A 14,664-nucleotide genomic window follows, 5' to 3' on the forward strand; every position below is an offset into this window, starting at 1 on the left:
CCGGCCTTACGGGAATGAGGACGCCGCGTGACGCTCCGGTGCCTGACAGGCAACCGGCGGCAAAAGGTGATGTGTCCCGCCATGGCGGGCCGCACCGCCCGCCGCGGCGGCGGGCCGCTGCCCGGCCGCCCGCCGCCCCGGCCGAGGCGCGCCGGCGGGCCCTCTCATGGTGCGCCCTGGCCAGCGCCCCTTCCAGTGCGTGCCGGTGCCGCCGGGAGCCCCGGGGCGCCGGTGGAGGCAACCGGGGGAGCGCGCCGGGCGGCGGGCGCCGCGGCCTTCGAGGCGGAAGGGGCCGACTGCCGTGTCGGCGACCGGGGTTACGGTCGTGGCATGTCGTCAAGCACCGTCGTCGAGGGGGTCCTCGAACGCATCACCTACGCCAACGAGGAGACCGGCTACACGGTCGCCAGGGTGGACACGGGCCGCGGCGGGGGCGAGCTGCTGACGGTGGTGGGCTCGCTGCTCGGCGCGCAGGTCGGCGAGTCGCTGCGGATGACCGGCCGCTGGGGCTCGCACCCCAGCTACGGCCGCCAGTTCACCGTGGAGAACTACACGACCGTGCTGCCGGCGACCGTGCAGGGCATCAGGCGCTACCTGGGCTCCGGCCTGATCAAGGGCATCGGCCCGGTGACGGCCGACCGCATCGTGGAGCACTTCGGGCTGGCGACCCTGGAGGTGATCGAGGAGGACCCGGGGCGGCTGATCGCCGTGCCGGGGCTCGGCCCCAAGCGCACCGCGCGGATCGCCGCCGCCTGGGAGGAGCAGAAGGCGATCAAGGAGGTCATGGTCTTCCTGCAGAGCGTCGAGGTCTCCACCTCCCTGGCCGTGCGCATCTACAAGAAGTACGGCGACGCCGCCATCTCCGTGGTGAAGAACCGGCCCTACCGGCTGGCGGCCGACGTGTGGGGCATCGGCTTCCTGACCGCGGACCGCATCGCGCAGGCCGTGGGCATCCCGCGCGACAGCCCCGAACGGGTGAAGGCGGGGCTGGCCTACGCGCTCTCCCAGGCGAGCGACCAGGGCCACTGCTACCTGCCGGAGGAGCGGCTGATCTCGGACGCGGTCAAGCTGCTCCAGGTGGACACCGGCCTGGTCATCGACTGCCTGGGCGAGCTGGCGGCGCAGCCGGAGGAGGCGGGCGGCGTGGTCCGGGAGGCGGTGCCGGACCCGGAGCAGCCCGAGGGCAGGGTCACCGCGGTCTACCTGCTGCCCTTCCACCGCGCCGAGCTCTCCCTCGCCGGGCAGCTGCGGCGGCTGCTGCGGGGCCCGGAGGACCGGCTGGCGGCCTTCGGGTCCGTCGACTGGGCGGCGGCCCTGGCCTGGCTGGCCGCGCGGACCGGGGCGGCGCTCGCGCCCGAGCAGGAGCAGGCCGTGCGGCTCGCGCTGACCGAGCGGGTGGCGGTGCTCACCGGCGGGCCCGGCTGCGGCAAGTCGTTCACGGTGCGGTCGGTGGTCGAGCTGGCCCGGGCCAAGCGGGCGCGGGTGCTGCTGGCCGCCCCCACCGGGCGGGCCGCCAAGCGGCTGGCCGAGCTGACCGGGGCGGAGGCCAAGACGGTGCACCGGCTGCTCGAACTGAAGCCGGGCGGGGACGCCGCCTTCGACCGCGACCGGCCCCTGGAGGCGGACCTGGTGGTGGTGGACGAGGCGTCCATGCTGGACCTGCTGCTGGCCAACAAGCTGGTCAAGGCCGTGCCCCCGGGCGCGCACCTGCTGCTGGTGGGCGACGTGGACCAGCTGCCCTCGGTGGGGGCCGGGGAGGTGCTGCGCGACCTGCTGTCCGCGGACAGCCCGGTGCCCGCCGTGCGGCTGACCCGCATCTTCCGGCAGGCGCAGCAGTCCGGGGTGGTGACCAACGCCCACCGGATCAACGCGGGGGTGCCGCCGCTGACCCAGGGCCTCGCGGACTTCTTCCTGTTCGTGGAGGACGACGCGGAGGAGGCGGGGAAGCTGGCCGTGGACGTGGCGGCCAGGCGGGTACCGGCCAGATTCGGCCTCGACCCGCGCCGGGACGTGCAGGTGCTCACCCCGATGCACCGCGGGCCGGCGGGCGCCGGCGTGCTGAACGGGCTGCTGCAGCAGTCGATCACCCCGGCCAGGCCGGGCCTGCCGGAGAAGCGGTTCGGCGGCCGGGTCTTCCGGGTGGGCGACAAGGTCACCCAGATCAGGAACAACTACGAGCGCGGCGCGAACGGCGTCTTCAACGGGACCGTCGGCGTGGTGACGGGCCTGGACCTCGACGAGCAGCGGCTGACCGTGCGCACCGACGAGGACGAGGAGGTGGGCTACGACTTCGGCGAGCTGGACGAGCTGGCGCACGCCTACGCGGTGACGATCCACCGCTCCCAGGGCAGCGAGTACCCGTGCGTGGTCATTCCGGTCACCACGAGCGCCTGGATGATGCTCCAGCGAAACCTGCTGTACACGGCCGTCACCCGCGCCAAGCGGCTTGTGGTGCTCGTGGGTTCGCGGCGGGCGCTGGGCCAGGCGGTGCGCAGCGTGTCCGCCGGGCGCCGCCACACGGCCCTCGACGCGCGGCTGGCGGGGCTGATCCCCCGCCGGGATCGGCCGTAAAACATCCGATTTAGGCGGCACGCCGTGCCAGATTTTCGCCACTTGGCCGACCCCGAGTGCACATTCTGGCTCCAGATGGGGGACAGTGGAGTCAGTCAGGGCACCTCGAAGAAGAGGCACATACGTCGGTGAGGGATGACGTGAGCGAGAACCGCAACAGCGACAGTGCAGACACGGCAGTCGTAGTCAGGTACGGGGACGACGAGTACCGCTACCCGCTGGTGGAGAGCTCGGTGGGCGACCGCGGCTTCGACATCGGCAAGCTGCGGGCCCAAACCGGTCTGGTGACCCTGGACTCGGGCTTCGGGAACACCTCGTCGGTGAAATCGGAGATCACCTATCTCGACGGCGAGAAAGGCATCCTTCGCTACCGGGGTTACCCGATCGAGCAGCTCGCCGAGCACGGCTCGTTCCTGGAGACGGCCTACCTGCTGATCAACGGTGAACTTCCCACGGTCGACGAGCTGTCGGCCTTCCGGAACGAGATCACGCAGCACACGCTGCTCCACGAGGACGTCAAGCGCTTCTTCGAGGGCTTCCCGACGGACGCGCACCCGATGGCGATGCTGACCTCGGTCGTCAGCGCGCTGTCCACGTTCTACCAGGACAGCCACAACCCCTTCGACGAGCGCCAGCGCTACATCTCGACCATCCGGCTGCTCGCCAAGCTCCCGACCATCGCGGCCTACGCGTACAAGAAGGCCGTCGGCCACCCGGTGGTCTACCCGCGCAACGACCTGGGGTACGTGGAGAACTTCCTGCGGATGACCTTCTCGGTCCCCGCCGAGGACTACCAGCCCGATCCGGTGGTCGCCAACGCCCTGGACAAGCTGCTGATCCTGCACGCGGACCACGAGCAGAACTGTTCGACGTCCACCGTGCGCCTGGTCGGCTCCTCCCAGGCCAACCTGTTCGTCTCCATCTCCGCCGGCATCAACGCCCTGTGGGGCCCGCTGCACGGCGGGGCGAACGCGGCCGTGCTGGAGATGCTCCAGCGCATCCAGGCCGAGGGCGGGGACGTCGACTCCTTCATCCGCCGGGTGAAGAACAAGGAGCAGGGCGTCCGGCTGATGGGCTTCGGCCACCGGGTGTACAAGAGCTTCGACCCGCGGGCCAAGATCATCAAGGCGGCGGCCCACGACGTGCTGTCGGCGCTCGGCAAGTCCGACGAGCTGCTCGACATCGCGCTGAAGCTGGAGGAGCACGCGCTGGGCGACGACTACTTCGTCTCGCGCAACCTCTACCCGAACGTCGACTTCTACACCGGCCTCATCTACCGGGCGATGGGCTTCCCGACCAGCATGTTCACCGTGCTGTTCGCCCTCGGGCGGCTGCCGGGCTGGATCGCCCAGTGGCACGAGATGATCACCGACCCGACCACCAGGATCGGCCGCCCGCGGCAGATCTACACCGGCGTCGTGGAGCGTCCGTACGTGCCGGTGGAGCAGCGCGGATAATGTGACGCAGGTCACATCATCTTGTGCGCAACCTTTGAACGAGTTGTGGGTCTAACCGGTCAGCGTTAGCGCGGATTCGGCTGGACCCACGCTGACGGCCGTTCCGCCGGGGTCCCGTGGGGGGACGCTCTGAGCGAACGGCAGGAAGCGCCCCGCGCCACGGGCCCTGTGGGGGGACCCGTCGCCGGGGCGCTTCTCCCTTTCCCGGGCCTTCCCGTGGGTTCCCGGGGATTCCCCGAATCCTCGGGGAATCCCGGACGTCTCAGGGTTCCCCGCATCCCGTCCCGGGGATTCCCCGATTCCCCTGCCCGGCTTCCGGCCTTCGCGGGGGTTTCTCCCCCGCGCGGGGCGCGTCCGGCTCAGACGCGGCCGACCAGCTCGTATCCCGCCTCGTCCACGGCGCCGCGGACGGCCTCGTCGTCGAGCGGGCCCTCGGAGGTGACGGTCACCAGGCCGGTGGCCGCCGCGGCCGTCACCCCGGTGACGCCGGGCAGCGCGGAGACCTCCTCCTTCACGCTCCCCTCGCAGTGTCCGCAGGTCATGCCGGAGACCCGGTAGGTCACGGTGCTCGTGGTGCTCATGGGGCTGCCTCGCTTCTGTGTGGCTGCTGCTTCCGTTCCCCCCGCCCGGCCGGTGGGCGCCGGCCGCGCCGGGGGAGTCGTTCCGGCGCGTCGCGGGGTCCGCTTCCGGCCACCGGCGTTGCGCAGGCTTCCCGCACGCCTGTGTGGATTTCCCGGGTGTCCCTTCACGCGCCCTGCGACTGGCCGAATCATATACCCCTTGGGGGTATAACGCGACCGCCCTAGGGGAGACCACCACATCCCCCGGGTATTCCTCGAAACGTGTTCCCCGTCCCGCGCCTGGCGTGTCAGCTTTTGCTGACACACACCAGGCTCGGGAGAGCCGTGGAGAGGATGGGACACCAGGAATGGACGGCGCACTGTGGATGTACGCCCTGCTCGCCCTCACCACCGCCCCTCCGCTCGTGCCCAACGCCGCCCTGATCGCCTCCGCCGGCGCCCTCGCCCAGGAGGGAAAGCTGAGCCTGCCGCTGGTCCTGCTCGTGGTCGCCGGCAGCGCCCTGGCCGGTGACGCCCTCGTCCACGGCGCGGGCCGCCTGGCCGGGCCCCGCGCGCTGCGCCGGCTGAACCGCAGGCCCAGGCGCCGGGCCGCACTGGCCTGGATGGCCGCCAGGATGCACTCCCACGGCCTGCCCTTCGTCATCGGCATCCGCTTCCTGCCGAGCGGGCGCCTGGTGGGCGGCCTCGCCGCCGCCGTCGTCGGCTACCCCGCCAGGCGCTACCTGCTCGGGGCCGCGATCGCCGAGGCCGTCTGGGCCTCCTACAGCGTCGCCCTCGGCTACTGGGGCGGCTCGGCCCTGCACGGCACCTGGCCCTCGCTCGCCCTCGGCACCGCGGTCTCCGCCGTCGTCGCCTGCGTCGCCCAGCTCCTCACCCGCCTCGGCCGCCCCGCCTCGGGGCCCACCAGGACCGTGGCCAGGGGACCGGCCGCCGCCGGGGCCCTCAGGTCCGGCGCCCGCGACGCCGTCCCGGCCGGTTCGCCACCCACCGCCTGACCGTCTCCTGACGCCAGTACGGCCGCCCGTCGCGCACGGCGTCGGGCGGCGGCAGATGCCCCAGCTTGCGATACGAGCGCACGGTGGCGGGCTGCACCCCGATGTGCGCGGCGATCTCCTTGTAGGACCACAGCTCCCCCGGCTCCCACGGCTCCTCGCGCGGGTCCCGGCGCACGTCCTCGCTCATCTCCTCGCACCTCCTCCGGCCGCCGCACGAGCGGCCTCGCTCCCGGCTGACACCCCGTCAGCGCGCTGTTCCCCGACCACAACGACGCCACCGGGCGCGGGGCCCACGCTGTCGCCCACCTGTGACGGGCGGGCCACAGGGCGGTGACGCTCGTGGCCCGCCGCGGAAGAACCTGACGGCTTATCGGGTCTTCCGGTGTTCAGCCGGCCCCAAATCCGGGGAGAGCGAGATCAATTGACAGCCGGGCCCGCCGCGGGTTTGCTTCCGTCCCCAGCGGCCCAAGCCGCCATCAGGGAAGTCTCACAGCGAAGTGAGGTACGGACGATGAATCGGACCAGCCGCTCCGCGCTCGTCGCGGCCTGCGCCGCGAGCCTGCTGCTCGCCGGCTGTTCCAGCGACTCCGGGGGCAAAGAGGCCCAGGAGGACCGGGACAACCAGAACGCCGGGGCCTCAGTGGCCGACACCCCCAGGCTGAAGGTCGCGCTGATCACCCACGGGGCGTCGAGCGACACGTTCTGGGACACCGTCCGCGAGGGAGCGGAGGCGGCGGCGCAGAAGGACAACGTCGACCTCGTCTACTCCAGCGACCCCAGCGCCGCCAACCAGGCGGCCCTCATCCAGAACGCCATCGACCAGGACGTGGACGGCATCGCCCTCACCATGCCCGACCCCGACGCGCTCGCGGACGCCATAGCCGATGCCGAGGACGCCGGGATCCCCGTCGTCGGCCTCAACTCGGGGCTGCCCGCCTGGCAGGACCTGGGCCTGCTCTCCTACTTCGGCCAGGACGAGGGCGTCGCGGGGCGGGCGTTCGGCGAACGGCTCAACGAGGTCGGCGCGCACCACAGCATCTGCGTCATCCACGAGCAGGGCAACATCTCCCAGGAACAGCGCTGCGGCGGCGTGGACGACACCTTCGAGGGGGAGAACGAGATCCTCTACGTGGACGGCGAGGACATGCCCTCGGTCCGCTCCACCATCGAGGCCAAGCTCCGCCAGGACGACTCGATCGACTACATCGTCGCGCTGGGCGCCCCCTTCGCGCTGGCCGCCGTGGGCTCGGTCGAGGACGCGAGCAGCGAGGCCGGCATCGCCACCTTCGACCTCAACTCCGAACTGGTGCAGGCCATCCAGGACGGCGACATCCAGTTCGCCGTGGACCAGCAGCCCTACCTTCAGGGCTACCTGGCCGTGGACGCCCTGTGGCTCTACCAGACCAACGGCAACGTCAGCGGCGGCGGCCAGGAACCGGTGCTGACCGGCCCCGCCTTCGTGGACCAGGACAACATCGACACCATCGCCGGCTTCGCCGCGAACGGGACCCGATGAGCGGCGCGCAGGGACAGGCCGCACCGCCCGCCGCCCCCGCCGCTCCCCCCGCGGGAGCCGGCGCGCCCCGGCGGCGCACGGCCCGCCGTCTGCTCGGGCGGCCCGAGATGGGTGCCCTGGTGGGCGCGCTCGCCGTCTACCTGCTCTTCTACGCCGTCGCGCCCACCTTCCGGCACGTGGACTCGCTGTCCACCGTGCTCTACCAGTCCTCGACGCTCGGCATCATGGGCGTCGCGGTGGCGCTGCTGATGATCGGCGGCGAGTTCGACCTCTCGGCCGGGGTCGCGGTGACCACCTCCGCCCTGACGGCCAGCATGTTCGCCTTCCAGCTGACCCTGAACGTCTGGGCGGGGGTCTGCGTCGCCCTGCTGCTCTCGGTGGCGATCGGTGCCCTCAACGGCTTCCTGCTGGTGCGCACCAAGCTGCCCAGCTTCCTCATCACGCTGGCCACCTTCCTGATGCTCCAGGGCCTCAACCTGGCCGTCACCAAGGCGATCACGGGCGAGGTCGCCACCGACTCGATCCGCGACATGGACGGCTTCGACCAGGCGAAGAAGGTGTTCGCGGCCACCCTCACCATCGGCGGCACGCACCTGCGGGTCACCGTGCTGTGGTGGCTGGGCTTCGCCTGCCTCGCCACCTGGGTGCTGCTGCGCACCAGGTACGGCAACTGGGTCTTCGCCGTGGGGGGCAACGCCGAGAGCGCCAGGGCCGTCGGCGTCCCGGTGGCCTTCGTCAAGGTCAGCCTCTTCATGACGGTCGGCTTCGCGGCCTGGTTCACCGGCATGCACCAGCTGTTCGCCTTCAACACGGTGCAGTCGGGCGGCGGCGTGGGCAACGAGCTGCGCTACATCGCCGCCGCGGTCATCGGCGGCTGCCTGCTGACCGGCGGCTACGGCTCGGTCTTCGGGCCGGTCGTCGGCGCGTTCCTGTTCGGCATGGCCTCCCAGGGCATCGTCTACGCCGACTGGGACCCGGACTGGTTCATGTTCTTCCTCGGGGCGATGCTCCTGCTCGCCGTGCTGCTGAATCTGTGGGTGCGCCGGCAGGCGACCAGGAGGTGACCCAGGTGACCACACCAGAAAACCCCGCAGAACCCGCCGGGCCCAAGGGCGCCACCACACCGGCCGGCGCCGCGGAACCCGCCGGCCCCGCCGCGCCGGGCGGCGCCGCGCCCCTCGTCGAACTGGTGGGCGTGGGCAAGACCTACGGCACCATCCGCGCCCTGGACGGAGTGGACCTGGCGGTGCACCCCGGCCGGGTCAGCTGCGTGCTCGGCGACAACGGGGCAGGCAAGTCCACCCTCATCAAGATCATCGCCGGGGTGCACCGGCACACCTCGGGCGAGTTGCGCATCGACGGCCGGCCGGTGCGTCTCGACTCGCCCCGCCAGGCCCTGGACCGCGGGATCGCCGCCGTCCACCAGGACCTGGCCACCGTCAGCCTGATGCCGGTGTGGCGCAACTTCTTCCTCGGCTCGGAACTCACCCGCGGCCGCTGGCCCTTCCAGCGGCTCGACGTGGCGAGGATGCGCGCGGTCGCCGACGCGGAGCTGCGCGGCATGGGCATCGTCCTCGACGACCTCGACCAGCCGGTCGGCTCCCTGTCCGGCGGGCAGCGGCAGTCCGTTGCCATCGCGCGGGCGGTGTACTTCGGGGCCCGCGTGCTGATCCTGGACGAGCCCACCGCGGCACTCGGCGTCAAGCAGTCGGGGGTGGTCCTGAGGTACATCGCCGCGGCCCGGGACCGCGGCCTCGGCGTCGTCCTCATCACCCACAACCCGCACCACGCCCACCTGGTGGGGGACCACTTCACCGTGCTGCGGCTCGGCTCCGTCGAACTCGCCGCCCCCCGCAGCGGGGTCACCCTCGACGAGCTGACCCGCCACATGGCCGGCGGCGCCGAACTCGCCCAACTCGAACGCGAACTCTCCGGCCCGGCCTGACCCCCGTCCGCCACCCGCCCCGGGCCCCGCCCGCCCCCGGCCCAGGCCCCCCGGGGCGGGGGCGGGCGGGGCCGCCCGGTCCGCGCCGAGAGGCCGGTGGCCTCCCGTCGCGCCCGGGGCGGGCGTGGCGGGAGGCGCGGGCGCCGGGGCCGTCGTACCGGGGGGCGGTCAGCGGCCGGCGAGCAGTTCGAGGGTGTCGATCACGCGGTTCGAGAAGCCCCACTCGTTGTCGTACCAGGCGACCACCTTGACGTGGCGGCCGTCGACGCGGGTGAGGGCCGAGTCGAAGATCGAGGAGGCGGGATTGCCCGTGATGTCGGAGGACACCAGCGGGTCCTCCGAGTATGCGAGGATGCCGGCGAGCGGCCCCTGGGCCGCGGCCCGGTACGCCGCAAGCACCTCCTCGCGCGTCACGTCGCGGGCGACGGTGGTGTTGAGTTCGACGATCGAGCCCACCGGGACCGGCACGCGGATCGAGTCGCCCGACAGCTTGCCGTCGAGGTTCGGCAGCACCAGGCCGATCGCCTTGGCGGCGCCGGTCGTGGTCGGCACGATGTTGACGCCGGCCGCCCGGGCGCGCCGGGGGTCGCGGTGCGGCCCGTCCTGCAGGTTCTGCTCCTGCGTGTAGGCGTGCACCGTCGTCATGAACCCGTGCTCGATGCCCGCGAGTTCGTCCAGGACCGCGGCCAGCGGAGCGAGCGCGTTGGTGGTGCAGGAGGCGTTCGAGACGATCGTGTGCGCGGCCGGGTCGTAGGCGCCGGTGTTGACCCCGAACGCGAGCGTGACGTCGGCGCCGTCCGAGGGCGCGCTGACGAGGACCTTCTTCGCACCCGCGTCGAGGTGGGCGCGGGCGGCCCTGGCCGCGGTGAAGCGGCCGGTGGCCTCCAGGACCAGGTCGACGCCGAGCGCGGCCCACGGCAGCCGCGCCGGCTCGCGCTCGGCCGTCACCGTGATCCGGCGGCCGTCCACGACCAGGGTGTCCCCGTCGACGGTCACCGGGCGCCCGAGCCGGCCCGCCGTGCTGTCGTAGGCGAGCAGCCGGGCGAGGGTGGCGGGCTCCGTCAGGTCGTTGACGGCGACGACCTGAAGGGCGCTGTCGCGCTCCAGCAGCGCGCGCAGCACGTTGCGTCCGATGCGGCCGAATCCGTTGATGGCGATGCGTGTCATGAGCGGTGTTCCTTCCCTTCGCCACCAGGGTCGCCCGCCGCTCGCGCCCCTGACAGTGGCGGGAACGCCAGCGTTCACAAGTATCCTGCCACCCTGCCCGCGCCTGCCCGCCCCTGCCCGCGCCGCGGCGCCCGGGGTCACTCGCCCCGGGTGAAGGTGCGCCGGTACTCGCTCGGCGTGGTGCCGAGGATGCGCTGGAAGTGCAGGCGCAGGTTGGCTCCGGTGCCCAGCCCGACGTCGGCGGCGATCTGCTCGACGCTGCGCTGCGAGCGCTCCAGCAGCTCGCGGGCCAGGTCGACGCGGGCGCGCATCACCCACTGCATCGGCGTGTAGCCGGTCTCCTCGACGAAGCGCCGGGAGAACGTGCGCGGCGAGACCTCGGCCTGCCGCGCCAGCCTGTCGAGGGTGAGGGGCTCGCCGAGCCGGTGCAGCGCCCACTCGCGGGTGGCGGCGAACCGCTCGCCGAGCGGCTCGGGGACGCTGCGCGGCACGTACTGGGCCTGGCCGCCGCTGCGGTAGGGCGCGGCCACGAGGCGCCGGGCCGCGTGGTTGGACGCGGCCACCCCGAGGTCGCCGCGCAGGATGTGCAGGCACAGGTCGATGCCGGAGGCGGCGCCCGCCGAGGTGAGCACGCTGCCCTCGTCGACGAACAGCACGTTCTCGTCGACCCGGACCAGCGGGTGCCTGGTCACGAGGGCCCGCGTGTAGTGCCAGTGCGTCGTGGCGCGCCTGCCGTCGAGCAGGCCGGTGGCGGCGAGCGCGAAGGCGCCCGTCGAGATGGCGGCCAGCCGCGCGCCGCGGTGGTGGGCGGCGATCAGCGCGTCGAGGACGGCCCGCGGCGGGTCCTCGCGGTCCGGGTTCCGGTAGCCGGGGACGAAGACGATGTCGGCCCAGGCGAGCGCGTCGAGCCCGTGCGCGACGGAGTACGCGAGGCCGTCGCCGCCGGTCACGAGGCCGGGCGCCGCCCCGCAGACCCGCACCTCGTAGGGCATGCTCGCGCGGGTCGTGAAGACCTGCGCGGGAATGCCGACGTCGAGCGGCTTCGCGCCCTCGAGCACGAGGACGGCGACGCGATGCAGGCGGGAGGCTGGCACGGGACGAGGGTACGGGGGGCGGGCCGCCTCGGTCGGGGAACGGGAGCGGGGAGCCGGGCCCGGGGCAGGGGACGTCCGGGCGTCGCGGGCCTACGGCGGCCCGCTGCCGGGCGGCGGCGGAACGCGGGGCGGCGGGAGGCACGGCGGCGGAGAACGCATGGCGGCGGGAGGCACGGCCGGCGGCCCCTATCCTGAGTCAGCACGGACGCGGCCCGCGGGGAAGGCCCGCGGTGCGGGGGGAACGACGGGGAAGGGATAGACGTCGGGTGGACGTCAAGTTCAGCATCGACCGCAGCAGCCCGGTGCCGCTGTACTACCAGCTGTCCCAGCAGCTTGAGGCCGCCATAGCGCAGGGCAGGCTGCTGCCCGGCACGCTGCTCGGCAACGAGATGGAGCTCGCGGGCAGCCTCGGCCTGTCCCGGCCGACCGTGCGGCAGGCGCTCCAGGGCCTGGTCGACAAGGGGTTACTGGTCCGCCGCCGGGGCGTGGGCACCCAGGTGGTGCACAGCCAGGTCAAGCGCCCGCTCGAACTGACCAGCCTCTACGACGACTTGGAGGCCGCCGGGCAACGCCCCACCACCCGGGTCCTGGGCCTCGCCCGGGTCCGCGCCACGGCCGGGGTGGCGGCGGCGCTCGCCGTCGCCGAGGGCAGCGAGGTGCAGCGCCTCGACCGGCTGCGCCTCACCCACGGCGAGCCCCTGGCCCACCTGCGCAACTACCTGCCGCCCGGGCTGCTCGACGCCACCGAGGAGGAGCTGGAGACCACCGGCTTCTACCGGCTGCTGCGGGCCGGTGGCACGGCCCTGCACAGCGCGCACCAGTCGATCGGCGCCACCTCGGCGAGCGCGGAGGAGGCCGGGCTGCTGGCCGAGCCGGTGGGCGCGCCGCTGCTGAGCATGCAGCGCACGGCCTTCGACGAGCGGGGGCGTGCGGTCGAGTTCGGCACCCACCTCTACCGCGCCTCCCGCTACACCTTCGAGCTGCACCTGCTGGTCCGCTCCTGAGCGGGACGGGCGCGCCGCCGGGGCTGTTCCCGGCGCGGGTTCCGCCCCGCCTTCGGCCCGTTCGTGAACGGGGCATGTCCGCCGATGCCGTTCCCGTTGCGTTCGGCCCGGATCCGTTGACCGGGCGGGCGGCCCGGCGGCATGGTCGTGCAAGCGAGAGCGCACGGCCGTGTGCCCGAGTGGTTCAGGGGCTCGCCTGCAAAGCGAGTGACGTGGGTTCGAATCCCGCCACGGCCTCCGGTGTCCTGAACCAGGGCCGTTGGGTGGTAGCCCGTTCGCAGTCGTTGCGTACCCGATCAGTTAACCGACTCCCGCTGCGCCCGGGCGAATCGGCAATGGGGGACGACGATTCCAGCGAAGCAGGCAGTTCACGTGTGGGTAGGTCGCCTTGGCCCTGCCTGATGGTTGGGACTTCCGTCGAGCCGGTGTCAGACTGATCGCATGCAGGACAACTACTTCTCGCTGACCCGTGTCCGGCTACGGCACTACAGGAGCATCGCTGCAGCCAACGTGGAGTTGGGCCGGCTCCTGCTGCTCGTCGGGCCCAATGGCTCGGGCAAGAGCAACTTCCTCGATGCCCTGCGTCTCGTATCCGAGTCACTCCAAACATCGTTGGACCAGGCTCTACGTGCGCGCGGCGGAGTGTCTGAGGTTCGCCGCCGGTCGACAGGCCATCCCACCCATTTCTCGATTGATCTCTCGGTCGAGAGCCCTTCATTTTCGGGAGAATACGGGTTCGAGGTAGGCGCGGTTAAAGGGCTCGGCTATCGCATCTCCAGAGAATATTGCCGAGTGCGGAGTCGTTCGAGCGCTGCCGAGGTGTCACTTCCCGTAGAGGCATATTTTCGGGTGGAAAATGGTGCCCTGGCCGAGCAGAGCGAACCGGTGATGCCGCCTGTGAGCAACCAGCGACTTTACCTGGTGTCCGCCGCTGGGCTTGATCCCTTTCGGTCGATCTTCGACGGACTTGCCGGAATCAGTGTTTTCAGTCTCAATCCCGATGTGATACGGCAACCGCAATCGCCGGACGCTGGAGATTTCCTTCATCGTGACGGCTCCAATATCGCCAGTGTGCTTCACCGCCTGGAGCGGAGCGGGCGGGGTCAGTCGGACAAGGCGCGCATCGAGAGCTACCTGCAAAATATCGTGCCTGGTATGCATGGAGTATCCCGCTCCGAATTGGGCAATTGGGAAACGCTTGTTTTCAGTCAAGACGTGCCAGGAGCAAAAAATCCCTGGCGGTTCCAGGCGCAATCCGTCTCTGATGGAACGCTGCGCGCCCTGGGCGTCCTGGTTTCCCTCTTCGCCGGGACCGGATCAACCCTGAGTACCGTCGGAATCGAGGAGCCGGAAAGTGCATTGCACCCGGCGGCTGCGGGTGTCCTTCTCGATGCCCTGCGTGATGCGAGTGAACGCCGTCAGGTGATTGTGACCAGTCATAGTCCTGATCTCCTGGATCGGCACGACTTCACTTTGAGGGAGATTCGCGCAGTGCGCTCCATTGCTGGCGAAACGTGTATCGGTGAATTGGATGAGGCCGGGGCTTTGGCGCTTCGTGAGCAGCTTTACACCCCGGGGGAACTGCTTCGTAACGACCAACTTCTTCCGGGAGTCCCCAGGTGAAGCGTGCACCAATCGTGGCCCCAATCGTCGAGGGTCACGGTGAGGTTGCGGCCGTACGGCAACTGATCACCAGAATCGGAGAACGTCACGCAGTCTGGATTGAAGTAGCTCAACCTTTCAGGCTTGACTCCGCGAAAATGCGCAAGCCCGAGGAGTTGGCGAAGGCCGTGCGGTTGCAGGAAGTTCGAGTCAAGGGGCGGACGGGGGGAGTGCTGATCATCCGTGACGGCGACGATAGCGACATCCAATGTCCCGTGGAATTGGCTCGCCTCATAGCTCCCGAGGCAGAAGCATTTTCGGTGCCCGTGGAGGTGGTGATCGCCTATCACGAGTACGAGGCTTGGATTCTTGCCTCCGCGGACTCTCTGCGGAGCCACCCATCGGTCCGAGACAACGCTGTTGCCCCGGCGGAACCGGAGGCGAAGCGCAACGCGAAGGCCCAACTGGAATCGATGATGCACGAGTCTTACAAGGAGACTCTCCATCAAGCAAAGTTCTCGTCCATGATCGACCTGGCCATGGCTTCGGAAAAGAGCCGCTCGTTCCGGCGGATGATGCATGCGGTTGAAAAGCTGATCGGATTGCCGGGGAGTTGACCTCACAGGTGGACTCACCCCCTGCGGGCGATCCGCTCGCGTGGCCTTGAGGCAGGGTGGCGCGGCGCGGCCGGCGCCGTGGCGAGGGCCGGGCTTGACCTTCTCACCGTGTCAG

13 protein-coding genes and 1 tRNA gene are annotated in these 14,664 nt (G+C 71.2%); 10 read left to right on the plus strand and 4 right to left on the minus strand.

Going from position 1 to position 14,664, the window contains the following annotated elements; all coding sequences use genetic code 11:
* The first annotated feature begins 330 nt into the window (after positions 1–330).
* Positions 331–2,571 carry an SF1B family DNA helicase RecD2 gene (gene recD2 / locus D7294_RS03130; protein ID WP_120675337.1) on the plus strand — a complete coding sequence of 747 codons (2,241 nt, stop codon included), beginning with the start codon at positions 331–333 and terminating at the stop codon, positions 2,569–2,571.
* A gap of 128 nt (positions 2,572–2,699) precedes the next feature.
* Complete coding sequence (locus D7294_RS03135) at positions 2,700–4,028, plus strand: citrate synthase (protein ID WP_174248248.1); 1,329 nt, start codon at positions 2,700–2,702, stop codon at positions 4,026–4,028.
* A gap of 359 nt (positions 4,029–4,387) precedes the next feature.
* Here the strand turns inward: D7294_RS03135 and D7294_RS33905 are convergent, their stop codons facing one another.
* Positions 4,388–4,801, minus strand: coding sequence for a heavy-metal-associated domain-containing protein (locus tag D7294_RS33905; protein WP_422070643.1), 414 nt, complete (start codon positions 4,799–4,801; stop codon positions 4,388–4,390).
* A 155-nt stretch (positions 4,802–4,956) separates the two neighbouring features.
* On the opposite strand from D7294_RS33905, the gene D7294_RS03145 reads away from it, so the two are divergent.
* On the plus strand, positions 4,957–5,604 hold the full coding sequence (locus D7294_RS03145; protein WP_120675086.1) for a DedA family protein: 648 nt from the start codon (positions 4,957–4,959) through the stop codon (positions 5,602–5,604).
* Here D7294_RS03145 and D7294_RS03150 read toward each other — a convergent pair.
* Positions 5,552–5,791: a helix-turn-helix transcriptional regulator gene (locus D7294_RS03150; protein ID WP_120675088.1), complete on the minus strand. Its 240-nt coding sequence runs from the start codon at positions 5,789–5,791 to the stop codon at positions 5,552–5,554. The genes D7294_RS03145 and D7294_RS03150 overlap by 53 nt on opposite strands.
* 324 nt (positions 5,792–6,115) lie before the next feature.
* Between D7294_RS03150 and D7294_RS03155 the strand changes: the two genes are divergently transcribed.
* Genes D7294_RS03155 through D7294_RS03165 form a run of 3 tightly spaced genes read left to right on the plus strand, consistent with a single transcriptional unit; the run spans position 6,116 to position 9,065 of the window.
* Entirely contained in the window at positions 6,116–7,120 is a 1,005-nt protein-coding gene (locus D7294_RS03155; RefSeq protein WP_120675090.1) for a substrate-binding domain-containing protein, read from the plus strand.
* The gene (locus tag D7294_RS03160) at positions 7,117–8,184 is read left to right on the plus strand and encodes an ABC transporter permease (protein WP_120675092.1); all 1,068 of its coding nucleotides are present in this window, start codon (positions 7,117–7,119) and stop codon (positions 8,182–8,184) included. The genes D7294_RS03155 and D7294_RS03160 overlap by 4 nt, the downstream gene beginning before the upstream one ends.
* 5 nt (positions 8,185–8,189) lie before the next feature.
* Positions 8,190–9,065 carry an ATP-binding cassette domain-containing protein gene (locus D7294_RS03165; protein ID WP_120675339.1) on the plus strand — a complete coding sequence of 292 codons (876 nt, stop codon included), beginning with the start codon at positions 8,190–8,192 and terminating at the stop codon, positions 9,063–9,065.
* Between the two features lie 168 nt (positions 9,066–9,233).
* Here the strand turns inward: D7294_RS03165 and gap are convergent, their stop codons facing one another.
* Both gap and D7294_RS03175 read right to left on the minus strand, forming a co-directional pair.
* Positions 9,234–10,232 (minus strand): type I glyceraldehyde-3-phosphate dehydrogenase, encoded by a 999-nt coding sequence (gene gap, locus D7294_RS03170; RefSeq protein ID WP_120675095.1) that lies wholly within the window; start codon positions 10,230–10,232, stop codon positions 9,234–9,236.
* 137 nt (positions 10,233–10,369) lie between these two features.
* Positions 10,370–11,326, minus strand: coding sequence for a GlxA family transcriptional regulator (locus D7294_RS03175; protein ID WP_120675096.1), 957 nt, complete (start codon positions 11,324–11,326; stop codon positions 10,370–10,372).
* Between the two features lie 266 nt (positions 11,327–11,592).
* Between D7294_RS03175 and D7294_RS03180 the strand changes: the two genes are divergently transcribed.
* From D7294_RS03180 to D7294_RS03195, 4 genes are all read left to right on the plus strand, one after another.
* Complete coding sequence (locus D7294_RS03180; protein ID WP_120675098.1) at positions 11,593–12,330, plus strand: GntR family transcriptional regulator; 738 nt, start codon at positions 11,593–11,595, stop codon at positions 12,328–12,330.
* A 165-nt stretch (positions 12,331–12,495) separates the two neighbouring features.
* Positions 12,496–12,567, plus strand: a tRNA-Cys gene (locus D7294_RS03185).
* Between the two features lie 204 nt (positions 12,568–12,771).
* Complete coding sequence (locus tag D7294_RS03190) at positions 12,772–13,953, plus strand: AAA family ATPase (RefSeq protein ID WP_120675100.1); 1,182 nt, start codon at positions 12,772–12,774, stop codon at positions 13,951–13,953.
* Positions 13,954–13,967: 14 nt separating this feature from the next.
* Entirely contained in the window at positions 13,968–14,549 is a 582-nt protein-coding gene (locus tag D7294_RS03195) for a DUF4276 family protein (RefSeq protein ID WP_241562072.1), read from the plus strand.
* Positions 14,550–14,664 lie beyond the last annotated feature (115 nt).

Source organism: Streptomyces hoynatensis (assembly GCF_003626535.1).
GTDB classification, from domain to species: Bacteria; Actinomycetota; Actinomycetes; order Streptomycetales; family Streptomycetaceae; genus Streptomyces; species Streptomyces hoynatensis.

Excerpts from the sequence above, each read along its gene's own strand:
- recD2 (WP_120675337.1), top strand. The coding sequence starts at position 331 with ATGTCGTCAAGCACCGTCGTCGAGGGGGTCCTCGAACGCATCACCTAC.
- D7294_RS33905 (WP_422070643.1), bottom strand. The coding sequence starts at position 4,801 with ATGATTCGGCCAGTCGCAGGGCGCGTGAAGGGACACCCGGGAAATCCA.
- D7294_RS03145 (WP_120675086.1), top strand. The coding sequence starts at position 4,957 with ATGGACGGCGCACTGTGGATGTACGCCCTGCTCGCCCTCACCACCGCC.
- D7294_RS03150 (WP_120675088.1), bottom strand. The coding sequence starts at position 5,791 with ATGAGCGAGGACGTGCGCCGGGACCCGCGCGAGGAGCCGTGGGAGCCG.
- D7294_RS03155 (WP_120675090.1), top strand. The coding sequence starts at position 6,116 with ATGAATCGGACCAGCCGCTCCGCGCTCGTCGCGGCCTGCGCCGCGAGC.
- D7294_RS03160 (WP_120675092.1), top strand. The coding sequence starts at position 7,117 with ATGAGCGGCGCGCAGGGACAGGCCGCACCGCCCGCCGCCCCCGCCGCT.
- gap (WP_120675095.1), bottom strand. The coding sequence starts at position 10,232 with ATGACACGCATCGCCATCAACGGATTCGGCCGCATCGGACGCAACGTG.
- D7294_RS03190 (WP_120675100.1), top strand. The coding sequence starts at position 12,772 with ATGCAGGACAACTACTTCTCGCTGACCCGTGTCCGGCTACGGCACTAC.